The organism is Streptomyces microflavus (assembly GCF_014650075.1).
GTDB lineage: Bacteria > Actinomycetota > Actinomycetes > Streptomycetales > Streptomycetaceae > Streptomyces > Streptomyces microflavus.
On record NZ_BMUG01000002.1, the window covers coordinates 564,504 to 583,617 of the forward strand.

At 69.7% G+C, this 19,114-nt stretch carries 12 protein-coding genes; 3 read left to right on the forward strand and 9 right to left on the reverse strand.

Annotation, left to right across the window (positions count from 1 at the left end; all coding sequences use genetic code 11):
* Positions 1-98 precede the first annotated feature (98 nt).
* From IE264_RS07625 to IE264_RS07645, 5 genes are all read right to left on the reverse strand, one after another.
* On the reverse strand, positions 99-1,082 hold the full coding sequence (locus IE264_RS07625) for an anti-sigma factor family protein (protein ID WP_032755859.1): 984 nt from the start codon (positions 1,080-1,082) through the stop codon (positions 99-101).
* On the reverse strand, positions 1,079-1,795 hold the full coding sequence (gene sigM, locus IE264_RS07630; protein ID WP_032755857.1) for an RNA polymerase sigma factor SigM: 717 nt from the start codon (positions 1,793-1,795) through the stop codon (positions 1,079-1,081). The genes IE264_RS07625 and sigM overlap by 4 nt, the downstream gene beginning before the upstream one ends.
* Before the next feature lie 101 nt (positions 1,796-1,896).
* Positions 1,897-3,642, reverse strand: a complete 1,746-nt coding sequence (locus IE264_RS07635) for a protein kinase family protein (RefSeq protein WP_015609852.1) — start codon at positions 3,640-3,642, stop codon at positions 1,897-1,899.
* Between the two features lie 129 nt (positions 3,643-3,771).
* A complete protein-coding gene (murJ, locus tag IE264_RS07640; RefSeq protein WP_032755855.1) occupies positions 3,772-5,937 on the reverse strand; it encodes a murein biosynthesis integral membrane protein MurJ in 2,166 nt (721 codons plus the stop codon).
* A gap of 50 nt (positions 5,938-5,987) precedes the next feature.
* Positions 5,988-8,282, reverse strand: coding sequence for a DUF6049 family protein (locus IE264_RS07645; RefSeq protein WP_032755854.1), 2,295 nt, complete (start codon positions 8,280-8,282; stop codon positions 5,988-5,990).
* A gap of 182 nt (positions 8,283-8,464) precedes the next feature.
* On the opposite strand from IE264_RS07645, the gene IE264_RS07650 reads away from it, so the two are divergent.
* Positions 8,465-9,907 carry a CCA tRNA nucleotidyltransferase gene (locus tag IE264_RS07650; protein WP_032755853.1) on the forward strand — a complete coding sequence of 481 codons (1,443 nt, stop codon included), beginning with the start codon at positions 8,465-8,467 and terminating at the stop codon, positions 9,905-9,907.
* A 101-nt stretch (positions 9,908-10,008) separates the two neighbouring features.
* Here the strand turns inward: IE264_RS07650 and IE264_RS07655 are convergent, their stop codons facing one another.
* The 3 genes from IE264_RS07655 to IE264_RS07665 form a co-directional block, all read right to left on the reverse strand.
* On the reverse strand, positions 10,009-11,277 hold the full coding sequence (locus IE264_RS07655) for an MFS transporter (RefSeq protein ID WP_015609856.1): 1,269 nt from the start codon (positions 11,275-11,277) through the stop codon (positions 10,009-10,011).
* 125 nt (positions 11,278-11,402) lie between these two features.
* A complete protein-coding gene (locus tag IE264_RS07660; protein ID WP_015609857.1) occupies positions 11,403-12,485 on the reverse strand; it encodes an inositol-3-phosphate synthase in 1,083 nt (360 codons plus the stop codon).
* Positions 12,486-12,544: 59 nt separating this feature from the next.
* The gene (locus IE264_RS07665; protein ID WP_015609858.1) at positions 12,545-13,228 is read right to left on the reverse strand and encodes a PadR family transcriptional regulator; all 684 of its coding nucleotides are present in this window, start codon (positions 13,226-13,228) and stop codon (positions 12,545-12,547) included.
* Positions 13,229-13,906: 678 nt separating this feature from the next.
* Here IE264_RS07665 and IE264_RS07670 point away from each other — a divergent pair.
* Positions 13,907-16,345 carry a transglycosylase domain-containing protein gene (locus tag IE264_RS07670; RefSeq protein ID WP_015609859.1) on the forward strand — a complete coding sequence of 813 codons (2,439 nt, stop codon included), beginning with the start codon at positions 13,907-13,909 and terminating at the stop codon, positions 16,343-16,345.
* A gap of 203 nt (positions 16,346-16,548) precedes the next feature.
* A complete protein-coding gene (locus IE264_RS07675; RefSeq protein ID WP_051821774.1) occupies positions 16,549-18,051 on the forward strand; it encodes a glycosyltransferase family 87 protein in 1,503 nt (500 codons plus the stop codon).
* Between the two features lie 15 nt (positions 18,052-18,066).
* Here IE264_RS07675 and IE264_RS07680 read toward each other — a convergent pair whose 3' ends face one another.
* A complete protein-coding gene (locus IE264_RS07680) occupies positions 18,067-19,098 on the reverse strand; it encodes an alanine racemase (protein ID WP_032755851.1) in 1,032 nt (343 codons plus the stop codon).
* Between the last annotated feature and the right edge of the window lie 16 nt (positions 19,099-19,114).

Here is a 19,114-nt window from a genome sequence, read left to right on the forward strand (position 1 = left end):
TCTGCAGACTGCCTACTGCCTACGGGGTCGGTTCAACGACTCTCACCCCACCCAACGGATCCTACGGGTGATGCATTCCCGCTGTGCCGTAGCGGTCCTCAGGGGCGGTCGTAGGCCTCTGTGAGCAGCAGCCGACCGGTTGACCCGGGAGCGGTGTCCACGCAGGAGGCGGCGACCACATAGGCCTGTACGCGGGTGGGATCGCTCGGATGCGGGAGGACGACGAGGAAGGCATCCGTCCCCTGGTAGGTCCCCTCGTCGAGGGCGAGGGCCGGTGTGGTGCGGCCGGTCGCCTGCTGCACGCACGGGGGTACGTCGACGGCGGGCGCGCTCAGCGGGTTCCTGGAGGTGGTGGTGTCGGGAGTCTCCGCTTCGGGGACGGCTCGCTCGTCCGTGCTCGGTGACTGCTTTTGTTCGTCGTACTTCTCCGTGCTCGCTCCGCCGGCCAGGAGACCCTGGACCTCGGCTTCGAGCGTGTCCTGGGAGTAGCTGTGTGCCCCGCTCTCGGAGGCGCTGACTGCCCGGTCGGCCGATGCGTCCGACGCGTTCTGGGACGACGAGAGGTTCTGGAGGAAGAGGACGCTCATACCGATGAGTGCGGCGCCGCACGCGGTGCCCAGGATCACCGCCCGGCGGCGGCGCCGGGCGGTGCGACGGCCGGGCCCGGTGGCGCCCTGGGGCCGGCCGGCCGGGCGGCCCGGGGAGGAGCCGGTGCGGGGCGTCACGGAGGACGCGTCGCTGGTCTCCACGTTCTCTGTTTCACGTGAAACATCGGCATCGCGTGAAACAGCGGCGGCCCCGGAGGCGTCGGCAGGTTCACCGGCGCCGGCATCTGAACGGGCCTCGGCGGCGAGGGCCGCGTCGATGCGGGCGGCGATGTCCTCGGGCATCGGCTCGGGGTCGGGCAGGGTGCCGAGCAGCCCGCGGATCTCCTCCAGGGAGTCCCGTACCTCTGCGCACAGCTCGCACTCCGAGAGATGGCGGCGGACCTCTGCCGCCCGGGAGGCGGTGAGCAGCCCCTCGGCAAGATCGGAGATCTCGGAGACCTCCGGGTGCTGAGCCGTGTCGGTCGCGGATGTCACGGGCGTCCACCTCCTCCCTTCGCAGCGGCAGCGTCGCTCGCTCCTGCGTCCTTCGGTCCTGACGCCGGTGGGACGGATGTCCCGGGCGTCCGGTTCCTTCCGGTGGTGCGGCTCTCCCCGTCGGGGCCCTCGTTCCCGTCCCCGGCGCGCAGGTGCCGGACCAGGGGCGCGAGTCTCGCCCGTCCCCGCGCGCACCGGCTCTTCACGGTGCCGGTGGGTACGTCCAGGATGCTGGCGGCCTCCGCCACGGGGTAGCCCTGCATGTCGACCAGGACGAGGGCCGCGCGCTGTTCGGCGGGGAGGGTGGCCAGGGCGGCGAAGAGCTGGCGGTGCAGGTCCTGCCGTTCGGCGGGGGCCTCGGCCGACTCGTGGGGTTCCAGGAGCTGGTCGAGCCGGTCCGCGTCGTCCACCGGTGACGTCTTGCGGGAGGCGGCCTTGCGGACCCGGTCGAGGCAGGCGTTGACGGTGATGCGGTGCAGCCAGGTCGTGACGGCGGACTGGCCGCGGAAGGTGTGGGCGGCCCGGAAGGCGGAGACGAGGGCGTCCTGGACGGCGTCCGCAGCCTCTTCCCTGTCCCCGAGGGTACGCAGCGCCACGGCCCACAGCCGGTCGCGGTGGCGGCGTACGAGCTCACCGAAGGCGTCGGTGGCGCCCGCCACATGGAGGGCGAGCAGGTCCGAGTCGCTCGGTGCCTCGGGTGGAACGGAATCCACCGTGCTCCCCCTCCGAACCGGATCCGATGTCAGGTGCCACATTAACGGGCCGCGCGCCCGGTGATCAGGGGCCGGTGCGGAGTCTCCGCACCGGCCCCCGGTCAGCCGAGTACGGAGATGTCGGCGATCCCGCCGCGATAGCCGCCGGTGCCGTCCGCGGGCAGCTCCGTGATGTGGATCAGGACGTAGCGCGTCCGGACGGGCTTCTCCAGCTCTTCCTTGAGCGTCTTCCCCGCGACCTTCTTCTCGACGATCCGCTGGGGGAAGTCCGCCGACGAGGAGGGTGACGAGGCGTTCGGCCCCGCGGCGAACACCGCGGTCGTCTGACCGCTGCGGTACATGTCCACATCGATGGCGCGGACGTCCTGGACCTTCCCCAGGTCGACGATGATCCCGCTGCCCTGCCTGCGCTGGGGGAGGTTGCCGAAGTTGGGGAAGCCCCGGTAGCGGTGGGTGACCCACGCCGTGGAGGAGTCGTCGTCGATGGCGTTCGGTACGTCCCCCGGCTGGATCCCCGAACCGTCCGGCATGAACTCGGTGGCCTCCGCGATGGTCAGCGGCTTGGGCGGGGCGGGTGCCGGTTCCTTCTCGTCGTCGGTCGTCTCGGTGACTCCGGTGTCGTCGGAGCCCTTGCGCTGGTCCAGCAGGGTCTCCGCGAGCTGCCAGCTGCCGAGACCGAGGGCGGCGATGAGGAGCGCCGAGACGCTCCACTTGAGTACCCGCCCGGTACGGCTCTGGAGGGGCGCCGGAGGGGCGGCCAGCACCGGCTGGGGCACGGACGACGGGTGGGTGGACGGCCGTCCGTAGGTGCCCTGCTGATACGTCGTCCGCTGGTAGCCGGGCTGCTGGTAGACGGGCTGGGCGGCGAATGTCGGCTCCGGCGGCAGGACGCGCGGCATGGCGGCGACCGCCTTCGCCAGCTCGTCCGGGGTCGTGCACGGCGGTTCCTGCCGTGAGGCGGTGGCCCCGTCGTTGGCGAGCGCACGCATCGCGAGTTCGGAGAGGCCGCGGTGGACGCCGGCGCGGACCTGGTCCGGGGCGATGAGCCCCATGCCCTTGGGCAGTCCGGAGAGGCCGTACGCGTCGCTCTCGTACGGCCAGCGCTTGGTCAGCGCCGCGTACAGGAGTGCGCCGATCGCCTCGGTGTCCTGACGCAGGGGGCGTTCGGAGGCGATGCCGCGCAGGGCGGCGTTCACCGCGAGGCCGCGGATCCGGTACTGGCCGGTGGAGCTGCGCAGTACGGCGCCGGGGGTGAGGCGAAGGTGCGTCAGGCCCTCGCGGTGGGCCGCTGCCATCGCGTGGGAGAGCTGGCTGACGAGCTGGTAGGCGTCGTGGGCGTCCATCGGTCCGGCGGCCAGCAGAGCGGTGAGCTCGGTGGCGTCGGGGAGCCATTCGTGGACGACGTAGACGAGATCGTCCTCCTCGACGGCGTCCAGGACCTGGACGAAGCGGGGGTCGCCGAGCAGGGCGGACGACCGGGCCGCGGCCAGTACGGAGCGGGCCCGGGGGTGGTTCGCGGGCAGCAGGTGAACGCCGACCGCGCGACGCAGTTTCTCGTCGACCGCCCGCCAGCTGCTGAAGCCGTCCAGACGGGTGACGCACTCCTCCAGCCGGTAACGCCCGGCCAGTTTGTGTCCGCTGTGCACATCAGGGGTCGCCGGAACGGCCTCGGAACGTGCCCGCCCGCCGTCTTGACCCTTGGGGTTCTCGGGCTTCTCGGGGCTCGCGCCCTCGGTGTCCTCGGCTTGCGCCGTTCCGTCGTTCGTGGCCTCGTCCGCCTTGGCGGCCAGCGGCTCGTTGCCGCCGTTGTCGGCCACGTCGACGGCAGCCGTGCTACGTTCCGCCACCGTCGTTCCTGCCTCCCCATCCGTTGCGCGATGCCAGCCAGCTCGCCACAGTCACGCCAATTGTGCCCACACTCCGGCGCTATCCACGACACGCGGCGTCCGGCGATGGTTGTGCGGCCGTGCGCTCATTCAGCGACCGAGCCGTCCACGGACCATGCCGACCAGGCCGTTGACCTCTTCGATGCGCATCTTCTTCGCCGCAACGAAGAAGATGCCCAGGAGAAGGATGCCGCCACAGATCAGCGCGGCCAGCGATCCGAGAGCGCCGGTGCCGAGAAGTTCGAGGATCGCGAATCCGACGCCGCCACCGATGATGGCCGCCGGCACGGCAGCCATGCAGAGCCGGGCGTAGGTCCGCACGATGTGCGCCCCGTCCAGGTCGCCGCCGAGACGGTTGCGCAGCCGGCGCCAGGCGACGCCGACGCCGACCGCGTAGGCCAGACCGTAGGAGAAGGCCATGCCGACGACGGCCCAGCGGGCGGGCAGTACGACGTAGCAGAGGGCGGAGGCCGCTGCGTTGACGGCGGCCACGATGACCGTGTTGTAGAAGGGGGTGCGGGTGTCCTCGTACGCGTAGAAGCCGCGGAGCACGACGTACTGCACGGAGTACGGGATCAGGCCGAGGGCGAACGCCATCAGGATGAAGCCCATGGACCGGGCCGCCTCGGCGCCGCTGGACGCGTACAGCAGGGTGCACATCGGCAGGCCGAGCGCCAGGAACGTGAAGGCGACCGGGACGATGGCGACGGCGGAGTTGCGCAGCCCCTGCGAGATGTCGTCGCGGACCGCCCCGGGGTCGTTGTCGTGGGCGGCGCGGGAGATGCGGGGCAGCAGCGCGGCCATGACGGAGACGGTGATGATGGCCTGCGGCATGCCCCAGATCAGCTGGGCGTTGGAGTAGGCCAGGAACCCGGTGCCGTCCCGGCCTGCCAGCTTGCCCGCCGAGGTGGCGAGCTGGGTGACGACCAGGACACCCGCCTGGTTGGCCAGGACGAACAGCACGGTCCACTTGGCCAGCTTGACCGTCTTGCCGAGCCCGTGGCCCTTCCAGTCGAAGCGGGGGCGGAAGCGGAAGCCCGCCTCGCGCAGGTAGGGGATCATCGCCAGCGCCTGGACGACCAGCCCGAGGAGGGTGCCGATACCCAGCAGCCGGATGCCCTCCGGCGGGATGGTGTCCACGCCCATCCGGGATTCGGCGGAGGTGCCGTAGACCCAGATGAAGAGGCCGAACGTGATGATCATGACGATGTTGTTGAGGACCGGGGTCCACATCATCGCGCCGAACTTGCCCCGGGCGTTGAGGATCTGACCCATCACCACGTGCACACCCATGAAGAAGATGGTGGGCAGGCAGTACCGGGCGAAGGTGACGGCGACGCTGTTGGCCGCCACGTCGTCGGCGATGGTGTTCGACATCAGCTGGATCAGCACCGGCGCGACGAGGACCGCGACGGCCACGATCAGGCCGAGCGCGACCATCACCAGGGTCAGCAGCCGGTTGGCGAAGGCCTCGCCGCCGTCCTCGTCGTCCTTCATGGCGCGGACGAGCTGCGGGACGAAGACCGAGTTGAGACCGCCGCCGACGGTGAGGATGTAGATCATCGTCGGCAGGGTGTACGCGATGGTGAAGCTGTCACCGAGCAGCGCGGCGCCGAGAGCCGCAGTGATCACCAGCGAGCGGATGAACCCGGTGAGCCGGGAGACGAGGGTGCCGGCCGCCATCAGCGCGCTCGACTTCAGCACCCCGGAGAACTTGCCGCCGCCCGACTTCGGCGGGACGGGGGCGGGGGCGGGTTCCGGCTCGGGCGGGGCCGGGGGCTTCCCCGAACCCTCCTGGTCCCGGAAGAGGTGGGCGAAGGCGTCCGGCTCCTGCCGGTCGTCCGACGCCTGCGTGACCAGGTCGTCGACGCCGACGAACTGGGTGGTCGCCGGACGGTCGCCGTACGGGAGGTGGCGGGAGGGCCCCGAGGGCTCGGGAGGCGGCGTCTGGGCCCAGATACGCGGGTCGGGGGCGTACGGGGCCGCGGGCGGCTGCTGGTAGAGCGCCTGCGGCTCCTGGTAGGTACCGGGGGGCGGCGGGGGATGGGACGCCCGGTCGTAGAGCGCCTCGCCCACCGGGTCCTGGGCCGCGAGGTCCTGCGCCCGGTAGGGGTCGTCCTCATAGGCGTGCTGGAGGTACGGGTCGGGCGGCACCTGCCGGCCGTCCTGATCCGCGCCCGGAGGAACCGGGGGCCCGGACGGGGACCCCGCTCCGCCGGCGCCCTGGCCGCGGTCACCGTCGTACGGCGCGTTCATCGAAACCCCTACCTCATCGTCCCCGGCCGACCGGCCACGACAGACATCGCTCAACGGTCCACTTTCTCACCCGTTCCCGACGGGGCCCCGCTTTCCGGTCCGGTGTCCGGGGTCGGGTCACTCGGCTGCTCGGGTTCGCCGCCGCCGCCGTTCGCCGTGTCGCTTGCCACGGCGCGCTTGCGGTGGCTGTACATCCTGACCCCGGCCAGCACCAGGAGCAGCAGTCCGCCGGCGATGACGAGCAGGACGGTGGGGGTGACCTCGGAGACCTTCACGGTGAAGGTCATCTCCTCGCCGTACGGCGTGCCGTCCTCGGTGAAGAGCCGGGCGGTCACCTGGGCACGTCCGTTGGCGCTGGTCGCCGTGTCGAACTTCACCGACTGGCTGTGCCCGCCCCCGATACGGACCGGCAGTTCGGCCATCGTCCCGTCGTCGTTGAACTTCAGCCGGATGTTGTCCGACTTCAGCCTCAGGACGAGCCGGTCGACGCCCTGCACCAGCTTGTTCTGGACCGTCACGGGGATCGTCGCGCTGCGGCCGGAGAGCGTGACATCCGACTTGTCGATCAGCTGGACCTCTCCTGTGAGGTCCTTGAGATACGTGAGCACGGCGTCCCGGTAGGCCTGTGCCTCCAGGGAGCGGCCCCGCCAGGACGTCGACATCGAGCGGTTGACCGCGTTGCCGAAGGGCGTCACCACGCGCTCGGGCTGCGTGAGGATGGTCTCGAAGCTGTCGATGGAGCCCTGGGTGGTCCGGATGTCCTGGAACGCCTGGGTGGGCAGCTCCTGGTTGCGGAGCTTCTTCGGGTACGCCGAGGCCCGCGGCACCTTGGTGGTCGCCAGCGGGTCCGGCTTGACCTCGGACGCGGCGACCAGGTCCTGCGGCTGTGTCCAGCGGTTGCCCGACAGGGCTTCCAGGGCGCGGGCCATCGTCTGTGCCTGAGCGGTCGTGGGCATCCGCTGCGGTGCCACGACGATGCTGCGCTCGTTGTCCGGCGCCTGCTCGTTCAGCGTGAGCGTCTGGGCGAGGAACTTCTGGACCGCGAGGGTCGAGGCGTCGGCCCTGAGCAGGCTGCCGTCGAACGCGGTCGACAGCCGGTGGTCGGCGACGACCGCGGTGGTGCCCCCGCCGATCGGCCGGGCCGCCGTCGGGGTGTACGGCAGGCTGCCGGTCTCCTTGAAGCTGTCGCTGCGGGCGATCACGTGGTGGGCGCCCGCGGAGGTCGCCACATCCACGATGCCCGGGTCGACCGCGCCCTTCACGGGCCAGGCGAAGTCCGTGGAGGGCTTCACATGGAGGATGGTCTCCACCGTGGAGGCGCCCACCGTGGAGGCGTTCTGCAGATGGCTGAGGGTCCCGGAGACGCCCTTGCCCCGGTGGGCGATGGAGGCCAGGTCGGGATCACCGAACGGCAGCGCGATCACCTTGCCGTCCTCCACCACTTTCTGCAGGGCGGTGATCCACTGTCCGGCGACGGCCCGGTTCTTGCCCGGGACGGTCGTGTCACCGGACTTGACCTCGTACCCCCCGGCCATCGCGGCGACGCTCGCCAGCAGGTCCGGGTCGATGACCCAGGTGACGGGGAGGCGGCTGCCCAGGGCGACCATCTGCTGCAGCCGCCCGCCCGGCGCCAGCTCCTCGGCCAGGGCGTCGTCGGTGAACACCGGGGTCTGCTGTTCGTCCGAGCGCGTCTCCGCGGTGACGTGCGGGGAGGCGATCAGCGGCCACAGGAACGTGAGCTTCGTCCTCTTGTCGCTCTCCTCGGGCTGCCACGGGAGGAACGAGCGCTCGATGCCCAGCACCTGCTCGAAGGGGGCGGCTGCCGTACGGCCGGAGACCGAGACCCCCAGCTGGTAGACGCCCGACGCGTCGAGGTCCAGCTTGTCGACGGGAACGGCGAGTGTGAAGTTCTGGCTGATCCCCTTGGGGAGCTTCGCGATCTTCACCGTGTACTTGTCGTCGATCGCGTCCGGGTCGGCGCCGGGCGTGTAACCCTTGCGCTTGGCGGCGTCGTCGACCTCTCCCCGGCCGGAGAGCCGGGGGCCCACCCGCAGGTCGATCTCGGCGCCGTCGATCGTCTGCCTGCCCTTGTTGGTGAGCGTTCCGGAGACGGTCAGCGTGTCCCCCTTCACAGGGGCGGCGGGGGAGAGCGTGTCCAGGGACACATCGACCGTGCTGGAGCCCGTGGGGGCCTTGTCCGGTGCGGATGCCCCCGCGCTCCCGGCGGTCGGAACGGCCAGCAGACCGGCCAGCAGAGGTGCTCCGAGGGCCACGGAGGCTGTGCGCCGCAGCCATCGGCGGGCAGGAGAGGGACGCATCCCCTGGATGTCTGCCGCCTGGGCCACGCGCCTACCCGTCCCTCGTCGTCATCGGAGTCTGTCGATCGTTGTCGGTCCTGCGTCCCCGCATGGTAACGAGGTGCGGAGGGCCGAAGTGCTGGGGTCCGGTTCACATGATCGCGGTACGCCCGCAGGGTCCGGATAAACGATGACGCCGCGGCCGGTCCGGGCACGTACCCTTTTCTGTTGTGCCGAACGCCAACGAAGAGAACGCCAGTGCACTGAACCAGGTGCAGCATCGCGCGGTGAGTGAGCTGCTGCGAGTGTCCACGGTCGCCGACGACCTCGCCCGCCGCTTCCAGGAGGCCGGATTCGGCCTCGCGCTGGTCGGCGGCTCGGTCCGCGACGCGCTGCTCGGCCGGCTCGGGAACGACCTGGACTTCACCACCGACGCCCGCCCCGAGGACGTACTGACCATCGTCCGTCCGTGGGCCGACGCGGTGTGGGAGGTCGGGATCGCCTTCGGCACCGTCGGCTCGCAGAAGGACGGCTATCAGATCGAGGTCACGACCTACCGGTCGGAGGCGTACGACAGAACCTCCCGCAAGCCGGAGGTCTCCTACGGCGACTCCATCGAGGAAGACCTCGTGCGCCGCGACTTCACGGTCAACGCCATGGCGGTCGCGCTGCCGGAGAAGGAGTTCATCGACCCGCACGGCGGTCTGAAGGATCTGGCCGAGCGCGTGCTGCGCACCCCGGGGACGCCCGAGGCGTCCTTCTCGGACGACCCGCTGCGCATGCTGCGCGCCGCCCGGTTCGCCGCGCAGCTGGACTTCGAGGTTGCCCCCGATGTCGTCACCGCGATGACGGAGATGGCCGGCCGGATCGAGATCGTCTCCGCCGAGCGGGTCCGTGAGGAGCTCAACAAGCTTATTCTCTCCAGCCACCCGCGCAAGGGCCTGGGGCTCCTCGTCGACACCGGACTGGCCGATCATGTGCTGCCGGAGCTCCCCGCTCTGCGGCTGGAGAGTGACGAGCATCACCGTCACAAGGACGTCTACGAGCACTCGCTGACCGTTCTGGAGCAGGCCATCGACCTGGAGGAGGACGGCCCCGACCTCGTCCTGCGCCTGGCTGCGCTGCTTCACGACATCGGAAAGCCGAGGACGCGGCGCTTCGAGAAGGACGGCCGGGTCTCCTTCCATCACCATGAGGTCGTCGGTGCCAAGATGGCCAAGAAGCGCATGACCGAGCTGAAGTACTCCAACGACCTGGTCAAGGATGTGTCGAGGCTGGTCGAGCTCCACCTGCGCTTCCACGGGTACGGCGACGGCGAGTGGACCGACTCCGCCGTCCGTCGCTACGTGCGCGACGCCGGACCGCTCCTCGAACGCCTCCACAAGCTGACCCGGTCGGACTGCACGACCCGGAACAAGCGCAAGGCGAACGCGCTCTCCCGGACCTACGACGGTCTGGAGGAGCGGATCGCCATGCTCCAGGAGCAGGAGGAGCTCGACTCCATCCGCCCCGACCTGGACGGCAACGAGATCATGCAGGCCCTCGGGGTGGGTCCCGGTCCGGTGATCGGCAAGGCGTACGCGTTCCTGCTGGAGCTGCGGCTGGAGCACGGCCCGATGGGGCACGACGCGGCGGTGGCAGCGCTCAAGGAATGGTGGGCGGAACAGAGCTGAGCCGGAGCGGGTGATGTTTCACGTGAAACATCACCCGCTCCAGGTGTGCCGAGGGGCGTTGTTTCACGTGAAACAACGCCCCTCGGCACACCCGGGACCCGCTACCCGGCGCTGCTGGTGTACCGCCTGCGGAACATCGCCACCGCGACGGCCGCGTACAGCGCGGCCACTCCCGCCACCACGGCGACGGACCTGCCGTCCGGCGGAAGCATCACCGCCGCCACCCCCGCCGCGCTCACGAACGCGACGTTGAAGAGCACGTCGTAGAGCGAGAAGACCCGGCCGCGGAAGGAGTCGTCCACCGAGGTCTGGACGACCGTGTCCGTCGCGATCTTCGCTCCCTGGGTCACGACACCGAGGACGAAGGCGGCGATCAGCATCGGCACAGGGGCGAAGGAGAGCCCCAGAGCCGGCACCAGGACGGCCGCGGATCCGGCGCAGACCACGATCCACCCGTACCGTCCGAACCGTCCCACCGCCCAGGGGGTCACCACGGCGGCGACGAAGAATCCCGCACCGGAGGCCCCGACCGCCAGGCCGAGGAGGGCCAGTCCGTCGGACTCCTCGTCCGCCCAGGCGTAGCGGCAGAGCATGAGCACCATCACGGTGAGCGCGCCGTAACAGAAGCGGAGCACCGTCATCGCGGCCAGCGCGCGGGCGGCGTGGGTCCGCTCCCGCAGGTGGCGCACTCCGGCGACCAGCCCGTGGGCCGTGACGGTCAGGGCCGCCCGCAGCCGCAGAGGCGTTCCGTCGGGATCGGGCCCCAGCAGCGCTCGCGGCAGGCTCAGCGAAGCCAGTGCGGAGAGCAGATAGAGCATGGCTCCCAGCAGGACGACCGCCGCATCGGACTCGTCGGCCACCAGCCGTACAACGAAGGCGATGCCGCCGCCCGCGGTGGCCGCGAGGGTGCCGGCCGTCGGGGAGAGCGAGTTGGCGACGACGAGCTGTTCGGTGTCGACCACCCGCGGCAGCGCGGCGGAGAGCCCGGCCAGCACGAAGCGGTTGACGGCGGTGACACAGAGGGCCGAGGCGTAGAAGAGCCAGTCGGGCACCGAGGCGAGGATCAGCAGGGCCGTGCAGCAGGCCAGGGCGGCGCGCAGGAGGTTCCCGTACAGGAAGACCTGGCGGCGGGGCCAGCGGTCCAGCAGGACGCCTGCGAAGGGGCCGACCAGGGAGTACGGGAGCAGGAGCACCGCCATGGCCGAGGCGATGGCGGCCGCCGAGGTCTGCTTCTCCGGGGAGAAGACGACGTACGCCGCGAGGGCGACCTGATAGACGCCGTCGGCGGACTGGGAGAGCAGCCGCACGGTGAGCAGGCGGCGGAAGTTCCGCAGGCGCAGGAGGGTGCGCAGATCACGCGCGACAGACATGTGAGCAAGCGTCACACACGTCGGGGGTCCGCGGGCGGATTGCCCGGGGACCCCCGACGTGCGGCAGGAGGAGGTGAACGTCGCCGCTCAGCGCTCCGGTGAGGCTGTCAGCCGTGAAGGCCGGTTCAGCTCTCGGTGTCGCCGTTGATGAACCGCTCGACGTTCTCGCGGGCCTCGTCATCGAAGTACTGCACGGGCGGGCTCTTCATGAAGTAGCTGCTCGCGGAGAGGATGGGGCCACCGATGCCGCGGTCCTTGGCGATCTTCGCCGCACGGACGGCGTCGATGATGACGCCGGCCGAGTTGGGGGAGTCCCACACCTCGAGCTTGTACTCCAGGTTCAGCGGAACGTCACCGAAGGCGCGGCCCTCGAGGCGCACGTACGCCCACTTGCGGTCGTCCAGCCAGGCCACGTAGTCCGAGGGGCCGATGTGGACGTTGTCCGCACCGAGCTCGCGGTCACGGATCTGCGAGGTGACGGCCTGCGTCTTCGAGATCTTCTTGGACTCCAGGCGCTCACGCTCGAGCATGTTCTTGAAGTCCATGTTGCCGCCGACGTTCAGCTGCATCGTGCGGTCCAGGACGACGCCCCGGTCCTCGAAGAGCTTCGCCATCACGCGGTGCGTGATGGTGGCGCCCACCTGGGACTTGATGTCGTCGCCGACGATCGGGACACCGGCCTCGGTGAACTTGTCCGCCCACTCCTTGGTGCCGGCGATGAAGACCGGGAGAGCGTTGACGAAGGCGACCTTGGCGTCGATGGCGCACTGCGCGTAGAACTTCGCGGCGACCTCGGAACCGACGGGCAGGTAGCAGACGAGAACGTCGACCTGCTTGTCCTTGAGGACCTGGACGATGTCGACCGGGGCGTCCGCGGACTCCTCGATCGTCTCGCGGTAGTACTTGCCCAGACCGTCGTGGGTGTGGCCGCGCTGGACGGTGACGCCCGTGTTCGGCACGTCCGCGATCTTGATGGTGTTGTTCTCGCTGGCGCCGATGGCGTCCGCGAGGTCGAGGCCGACCTTCTTCGCGTCGACGTCGAAGGCGGCGACGAACTCGACGTCGCTGACGTGGTATTCGCCGAACTGGACGTGCATCAGGCCGGGCACCTTGCCGGCCGGATCTGCGTCCTTGTAGTACTCGACGCCCTGCACCAGCGAGGCGGCGCAGTTGCCTACGCCTACGATGGCTACGCGAACCGAACCCATTCCGGTTGCTCCCTGTGTAATCGGTGTTTCCGATGAAGTCCCCGCGGAATGCGGTGACTTCACTTGGCGGTGTCGTCGGACGGATCCGGCGGGGTGTTACCCCGGTGCCGGGGCAGGCCGCCCGTCTCTCCTGATGTGTCCTGCTGAGCAGAGCCCTCGGGCGAGGATCGTCTCTGATCCCGTCCCGACCGCTCGCTCTCGATGAGCTCGTTCAGCCAGCGCACTTCGCGCTCCACGGACTCCATGCCGTGTCGCTGCAGCTCAAGTGTGTAGTCGTCGAGTCGTTCACGTGTGCGAGCGAGGGAGGCGCGCATCTTCTCCAGGCGCTCCTCCAGCCTGCTGCGCCTGCCTTCGAGCACCCGCATCCGCACCTCGCGTTCGGTCTGCCCGAAGAAGGCGAAGCGTGCCGCGAAGTGCTCGTCCTCCCAGGCGTCCGGACCGGTGTGCGAGAGCAGCTCCTCGAAGTGCTCCTTACCTTCTGCCGTCAGCCGGTAGACGATCTTCGCCCGGCGTCCCGTGAGGGAGGAGGCGGGTGTGGTGTCCGCCGGGTCGCCGACGGGCTCCTCGATCAACCAGCCGCTGGTCACCAGCGTCTTGAGGCAGGGGTAGAGGGTTCCGTAGCTGAACGCACGGAAGATCCCCAGCGAGGTGTTGAGGCGTTTGCGCAGCTCGTAGCCGTGCATCGGAGACTCGCGGAGCAGCCCGAGAACGGCGAACTCGAGGATGCCGGAGCGTCGGCTCACGGGCGTCTCCTCCTTCTGCCGCTGGTTCCGCGGGGGCCGTCCGCCGGACCCGCTGACGTACTTATGCCGCACTGATGTATCGACTCGATACATCAGCACGATAGATCGGTCCGACGGGTTGGACAAGGGTGACCTTCGTGAGCGGCGTCACATCGTCAATTCGTAGGAAGCGACTTGCGTCGTTTGGGGTGAACTTCGGCCCTAGGAGGGTTTTGACCGTGCGTAGTCTGTGCGGCATGCAGACCACCGGGAACCGTGAGGCGCCGTTGTGCGTCAGTCATCGCGGACTGCCGGATGTACTGCGGATGAGCCTTCCGCAGGGCTGGTCCGTAATTCGGGGGGACCGGATCTCAACTGCCGCTTCCAGGCGCTCTCGCCTGCCCGAGGAGTAGTCGTTCCATGAGCGAGCACCGTCGCAAATCGCCTCAGCCGCAAGGTGGCGGGCGGGCCGCGGCCAGACGAGCCGCCCAGCAGTCGACGGGACGCCGAGCAGTCCCGTCACGCAGAGCAACTTCCGTATCACCTTCCGAATCCCCTTCCGAGTCGCACGGCGAGGACCGCCAGTACGGCAGCCGTGCCGAGGCCCGTCGCGCGGCCCAGCGCGGCGGGGGCCGACGGCGGGGCGGAGGCGACGGGCCGCACGGCCGGGGCGCTGCCGGGCCTCCCGGCAAGAAGCGGATGATCGACTACCCGCGTTACGGCAAGTACGGATTCCGCCGCTGGCTGCCCTCGTGGAAGCTCGTCTCGGGACTCTGCGTGGGCTTCCTCGGCATGCTGATGGGCGTGGCCGGCGTCTCGTACGCCCTGGTCGATACGCCGAAGATCCAGAACGCGGCCAAGGCGCAGAACAACGTCTACTACTGGGCCGACGGCCGGCAGATGGTGGCGACCGGTGGTGTGGTCAACCGCCAGGTGATCAGCTACGAGCAGATCCCCGTGGCGATGCGCAACGCCGTGGTCGCGGCCGAGAACAAGAGCTTCTGGACGGACCGGGGCATCGACCCCAAGGGCATCGGCCGCGCTGTGTTCAACATGGCCACGGGCGGTCAGACCCAGGGCGGGTCGACCATCACCCAGCAGTACGTGAAGAACTCGCACCTCACCCAGGACCAGACGCTCTCCCGGAAGTTCAAAGAGCTCTTCATCACGCTCAAGGTGGCCGGCAACGAGGACAAGCGCGATGTCATGGCCGGCTACCTGAACGTCTCGTACTACGGACGCGGCGCCTCCGGTATCCAGGCCGCGGCCCGTACGTACTACGACAAGGACGCCACGGACCTGACCCCGAGCGAGTGCGCCTTCCTGGCGACGCTGCTCAAGGGCGCGAGCTACTTCGACCCCGCCGGCGCCGTGGAGATCGACAAGAACGCGACGCCCGAGGCCAACAGGGAGCGCGCCGAGGAACGCTGGAAGTGGATCCTTGACGAGCAGGTCAAGGACGGCACGATGGAGAAGGCGGAGCGGGACAAGATCACCGAGTTCCCGATGCCCAAGCCGCTGAGGAAGGACGCCCAGCTCGGCGGTCAGACCGGCTACCTGGTGGAGCTGGCGCGCAAGTACTTCCTCGCCAACAACAAGGAGTACACCGCCAAGGACATGGAGCTCGGCGGGTTCGAGATCCACACCACCTTCGACGAGAAGAAGGTGAAGCAGCTCAGCGCGGCGGTGGACAAGGTCTACAAGGCCAAGATCCGGCCCGATGAGCGTCCTAAGACGGACACCCATGTGGAGTTCGGCGGCGCCTCGGTGGACACCAAGACGGGCGCCATCCTCGCCACGTACGGCGGGCAGGACGCCACGAAGCACTTCACCAACAACGCCGACGCGACCGGCGCCCAGGTCGGCTCCACGTGGAAGCCGTTCGTCCTGGCCGCGGCGATGCAGTACGGCGTACGCGACCCGAAGCTCGGGCCTGACCAGGACGCCTCCCAGCGGACCGTCGTCTCGCCGGAGAGCATCTACAACGGCGACAACAAGCTGCGGATCAAGAACTACAACGGTGAGGTCTGGAGGGACAAGGACGACAACGAGTGGCTCCAGACCAACGACGGCGACTACGACCACGGTGAGGTCGACCTGCGGCACGCCATGGAGCAGTCGGCCAACTCCCCCTTCGTGCAGCTCGGCATGGACGTCGGGACGGACAAGGTCAAGGAAGCCGCTGTCGCCGCCGGTCTGAAGGACGACGACATGATGGCGGACTCCACCGTTCCGTCGTTCTCCATCGGTACGTCCTCGCCGAGCGCCATCCGGATGGCGGGCGCCTACGCCACCTTCGCCACGAGCGGTCAGCAGAACCCGACGTACTCGGTCACCGAGGTGAAGAAGAAGGGCGAGGTCGTCTTCCAGCACCGGAAGCAGCCCAAGCGCGCCTTCTCCCCGCTGATCGCGGACAACGTCACGGACGTGCTGAAGAACGTGGTGGAGAACGGAACGGGCAAGCCCGCGCGGCTTCCCGGACGTGAGGCGGCGGGCAAGACGGGTACGACGGACGGCAACAAGTCCGCCTGGTTCGTCGGCTACACCCCGCAGCTCTCGACGGCGATCAGCATGTTCCGGCTGGACGACGACGAGACCAACACCAAGCGCAAGTTCGAAGAGATGTTCGGCACCGGCGGCGAGAAGAAGATCCACGGAAACTCGTTCCCGGCGTCCATCTGGCACGACTACATGACCGCGGCCATGAAGGGGAAGAAGGTTCTCTCGTTCCCGGAGCCGCAGCCCATCGGCGAGACCGTCTGGGGCGGTGGCGCGGCCAGCCCGAGCCCGACGCCCAGCCCGACGCCTTCCCCGACGTCCTCCAGCGAGGAGCCGGAGCCGCCGACGCCGTCCCCGACGCCCACCACCCCGTCGCCGACGCCGAGCAAGACCTGTGAGCCCTTCGACTGGGACTGCAACAACCCCAACGGCGGTGGAGCGAACGCCGGAGCCGACGGCGGTGCGAACGCGGGAGCGGACGGTGGGGCCAATACAGGCACCACCGAAGGTGGTGCGAACGCCGGAGCCGACGGCGGTGCGAATACCGGCACCACGGAAGGAGCCACCGAAGGTGCCAACGGCGGGAACGGTGGCAACAACAACGGTGGCGGCGGCCTATGGAGCGGTGCCAACGGCTGACAGCCACACCGCAGTGGGCCTCTGACAGGCCCTGGACGCCCGCAGGACGAGGGCCGCCGCCACCGGACGGGGTGCGGCGGCCCTCGCCGCTTTCACGGGCGGTGGGAGCCGCCCCGTACCCCGTAGGTGTTCCTCCGCTTCCCCTTCCGTGTCCCGGGGCGGTCCATGCCCCGGCCACAGCCCCGTACGGCAGGATGTGCGGCATGCCAAGCCCCAGCGCAGAGGACACGAGCGTGCAGCAGCAGGAGCGGCCCGTCGTGCGGCCCACGGATCAGGACGAGGTCGCGGCGGCCGGCAGTGAGCTGTTCGGCGGGCGGGTGGGGCGCTGGGCGCGGCTCGGCGACGGTCCGCTGACGCCCGTACGGGTCGTCGCCCTGGTCGCGATCGGGATGTTCGCCCTCGGCATGGTGCAGAAGATCCCCTGCTACGAGTGGGCCTGGTTCCGCGGAGCGACCTCGCAGTACACGCACGCCTGCTACTCCGACATCCCGCACCTCTTCCTGGGACGCGGCTTCGCCGACGGTCTGGTGCCGTACTTCGACCGGCTGAGCGGCGACATGCAGTACCTGGAGTACCCCGTACTGACCGGGGTGTTCATGCAGGTGGCCGCCTGGCTGACGCTGACGCCCGACAGCGACCCCATCCAGCAGCGCGAGCAGATGTACTGGATGGTCAACGCGGGCATGCTGATGATCTGCGCCGTGGTCATCGCCGTGTGCACCGTACGGACGCACCGGCGGCGCCCCTGGGACGGCCTGCTGGTCGCGCTGGCCCCCGCGTTCGCGCTCACCGCCACGATCAACTGGGACCTGCTGGCCGTCGCCCTGACGGCCGCGGCGATGCTCATGTGGTCGAGGGGCCGGGTGCTCGCCTTCGGCATCCTCATCGGCCTCGCGACGGCCGCCAAGCTCTACCCCGTCCTGCTGCTCGGCCCGCTCCTGGTGCTCTGCTGGCGGGCGGGCAGGTGGCGTGAGTTCTCCACGGCCCTGCTCGGTGCGGGGGCGGCCTGGCTGGTGGTGAACCTGCCGGTGATGCTCTACGCCCCCGAGGGGTGGCGGAAGTTCTACACCTTCAGCCAGGAACGGCCCATCGACTTCGGCTCGTTCTGGCTGATCATCACCCAGCGCACCGGGAAGCCCATCGATGTGGAGACGGTGAACACCGCCTCCGTGGTCCTGATGGTCGTGTTCTGCGCGGGCATCGCGGGCCTGGCGCTCACCGCCGCGCGCCGGCCGCGCTTCGCCCAGCTGGCGTTCCTGGTGGTGGCCGCGTTCATCCTGACGAACAAGGTCTACTCACCGCAGTACGTGCTCTGGCTGATCCCGCTCGCCGTCCTGGCCCGGCCGCGCTGGCGCGACTTCCTCATCTGGCAGGCATGCGAGGTCATGTACTTCCTGGGGATCTGGTTCTACCTCGCGTACACGAGCGGCGGCGACAAGCACCAGGGGCTGCCGCAGGAGGGGTACCAGCTCGCGATCGCCCTGCACCTGCTGGGCACGCTCTACCTGTGCGCCCTGGTCGTCCGGGACATCCTGCTGCCGGAGAAGGACCCGGTGCGCAGGGACGGGTCGGACGACCCGTCGGGCGGGGTGCTCGACGGGTCGCCGGACGCGTTCGTGCTGGCGCCCGAGGCCCGTCCGCCCGGGCACACGGCCCCGGCGGTCACGGGACCTCAGGTGGAGTGGGGCGCGGCCCGGGAGCGCTGACCCGGGGCGGCTCGCTCAGTGGTCGACGAGCCGGTCGTACTGGGTGGTCGTGTGGCGCAGATGGGCGACCAGCTCGTCGCCGACCCGCGGCTCCTGCGCGTCCGAGGGCACGAACAGGATCGACACCTGCATGTGCGGCGGCTCGGCGAACCACCGCTGCTTGCCCGCCCAGACGAACGGCGACAGGTTGCGGTTGACCGTGGCCAGACCTGCCCGCGCGACGCCCTTGGCCCGCGGCATCACCCCGTGCAGCGCCTTGGGCGCCTCCAGGCCGACCCCGTGGGACGTACCGCCCGCGACGACGACCAGCCAGCCGTCGGACGCGGCCTTCTGCTGGCGGTAGCCGAACCGGTCGCCCTTGACGACGGGGGTGACGTCCAGGACGGCGCCCCGGTACTCCGTGGCCTCGTGGTCACCCAGCCAGAGCCGGGTCCCGATGCGGGCGCGGAAGCGGGTCTGCGGGAACTGCTGCTGGAGCCGGGCCAGTTCCTCGGCGCGCAGGTGGCTGACGAACATGGTGTGCAGCGGCAGGCGGGCGGCGCGCAGCCGGTCCATCCACCCTATGACCTCCTCGACGGCGTCCGAGCCGTCGGTGCGGTCCAGCGGCAGGTGCAGCGCGAAGCCTTCGAGTCGTACGTCCTCGATCGCCGCGTGCAGCAGCCCGAGCTCCTCCTCCTTGACGCCGTGGCGCTTCATCGAGCTCATGCACTCGATGACGACCCGGGCGCCCACCAGGGCGTGCACCCCGTCGACGGAGGAGACCGACCGGATGACACGGTCCGGCAGCGGTACGGGCTCCTCGCCCCGCCGGAACGGGGTCAGGACGAGCAGGTCGCCGCTGAACCAGTCCTTGATCGTGGCGGCCTCGTACGTGGTGCCGACGGCCAGGGTGTCGGAGCCGAAGCGGATCGTCTCGTCGGCGAGCCGCTCGTGGCCGAAGCCGTAACCGTTGCCCTTGCAGACCGGTACGAGCCCGGGGAACTGGTTGATCACGGACTTCTGGTGCGCCCGCCAGCGCGCGGTGTCGACGTAGAGGGAGAGCGCCATGGCCGGCCCGGAACCT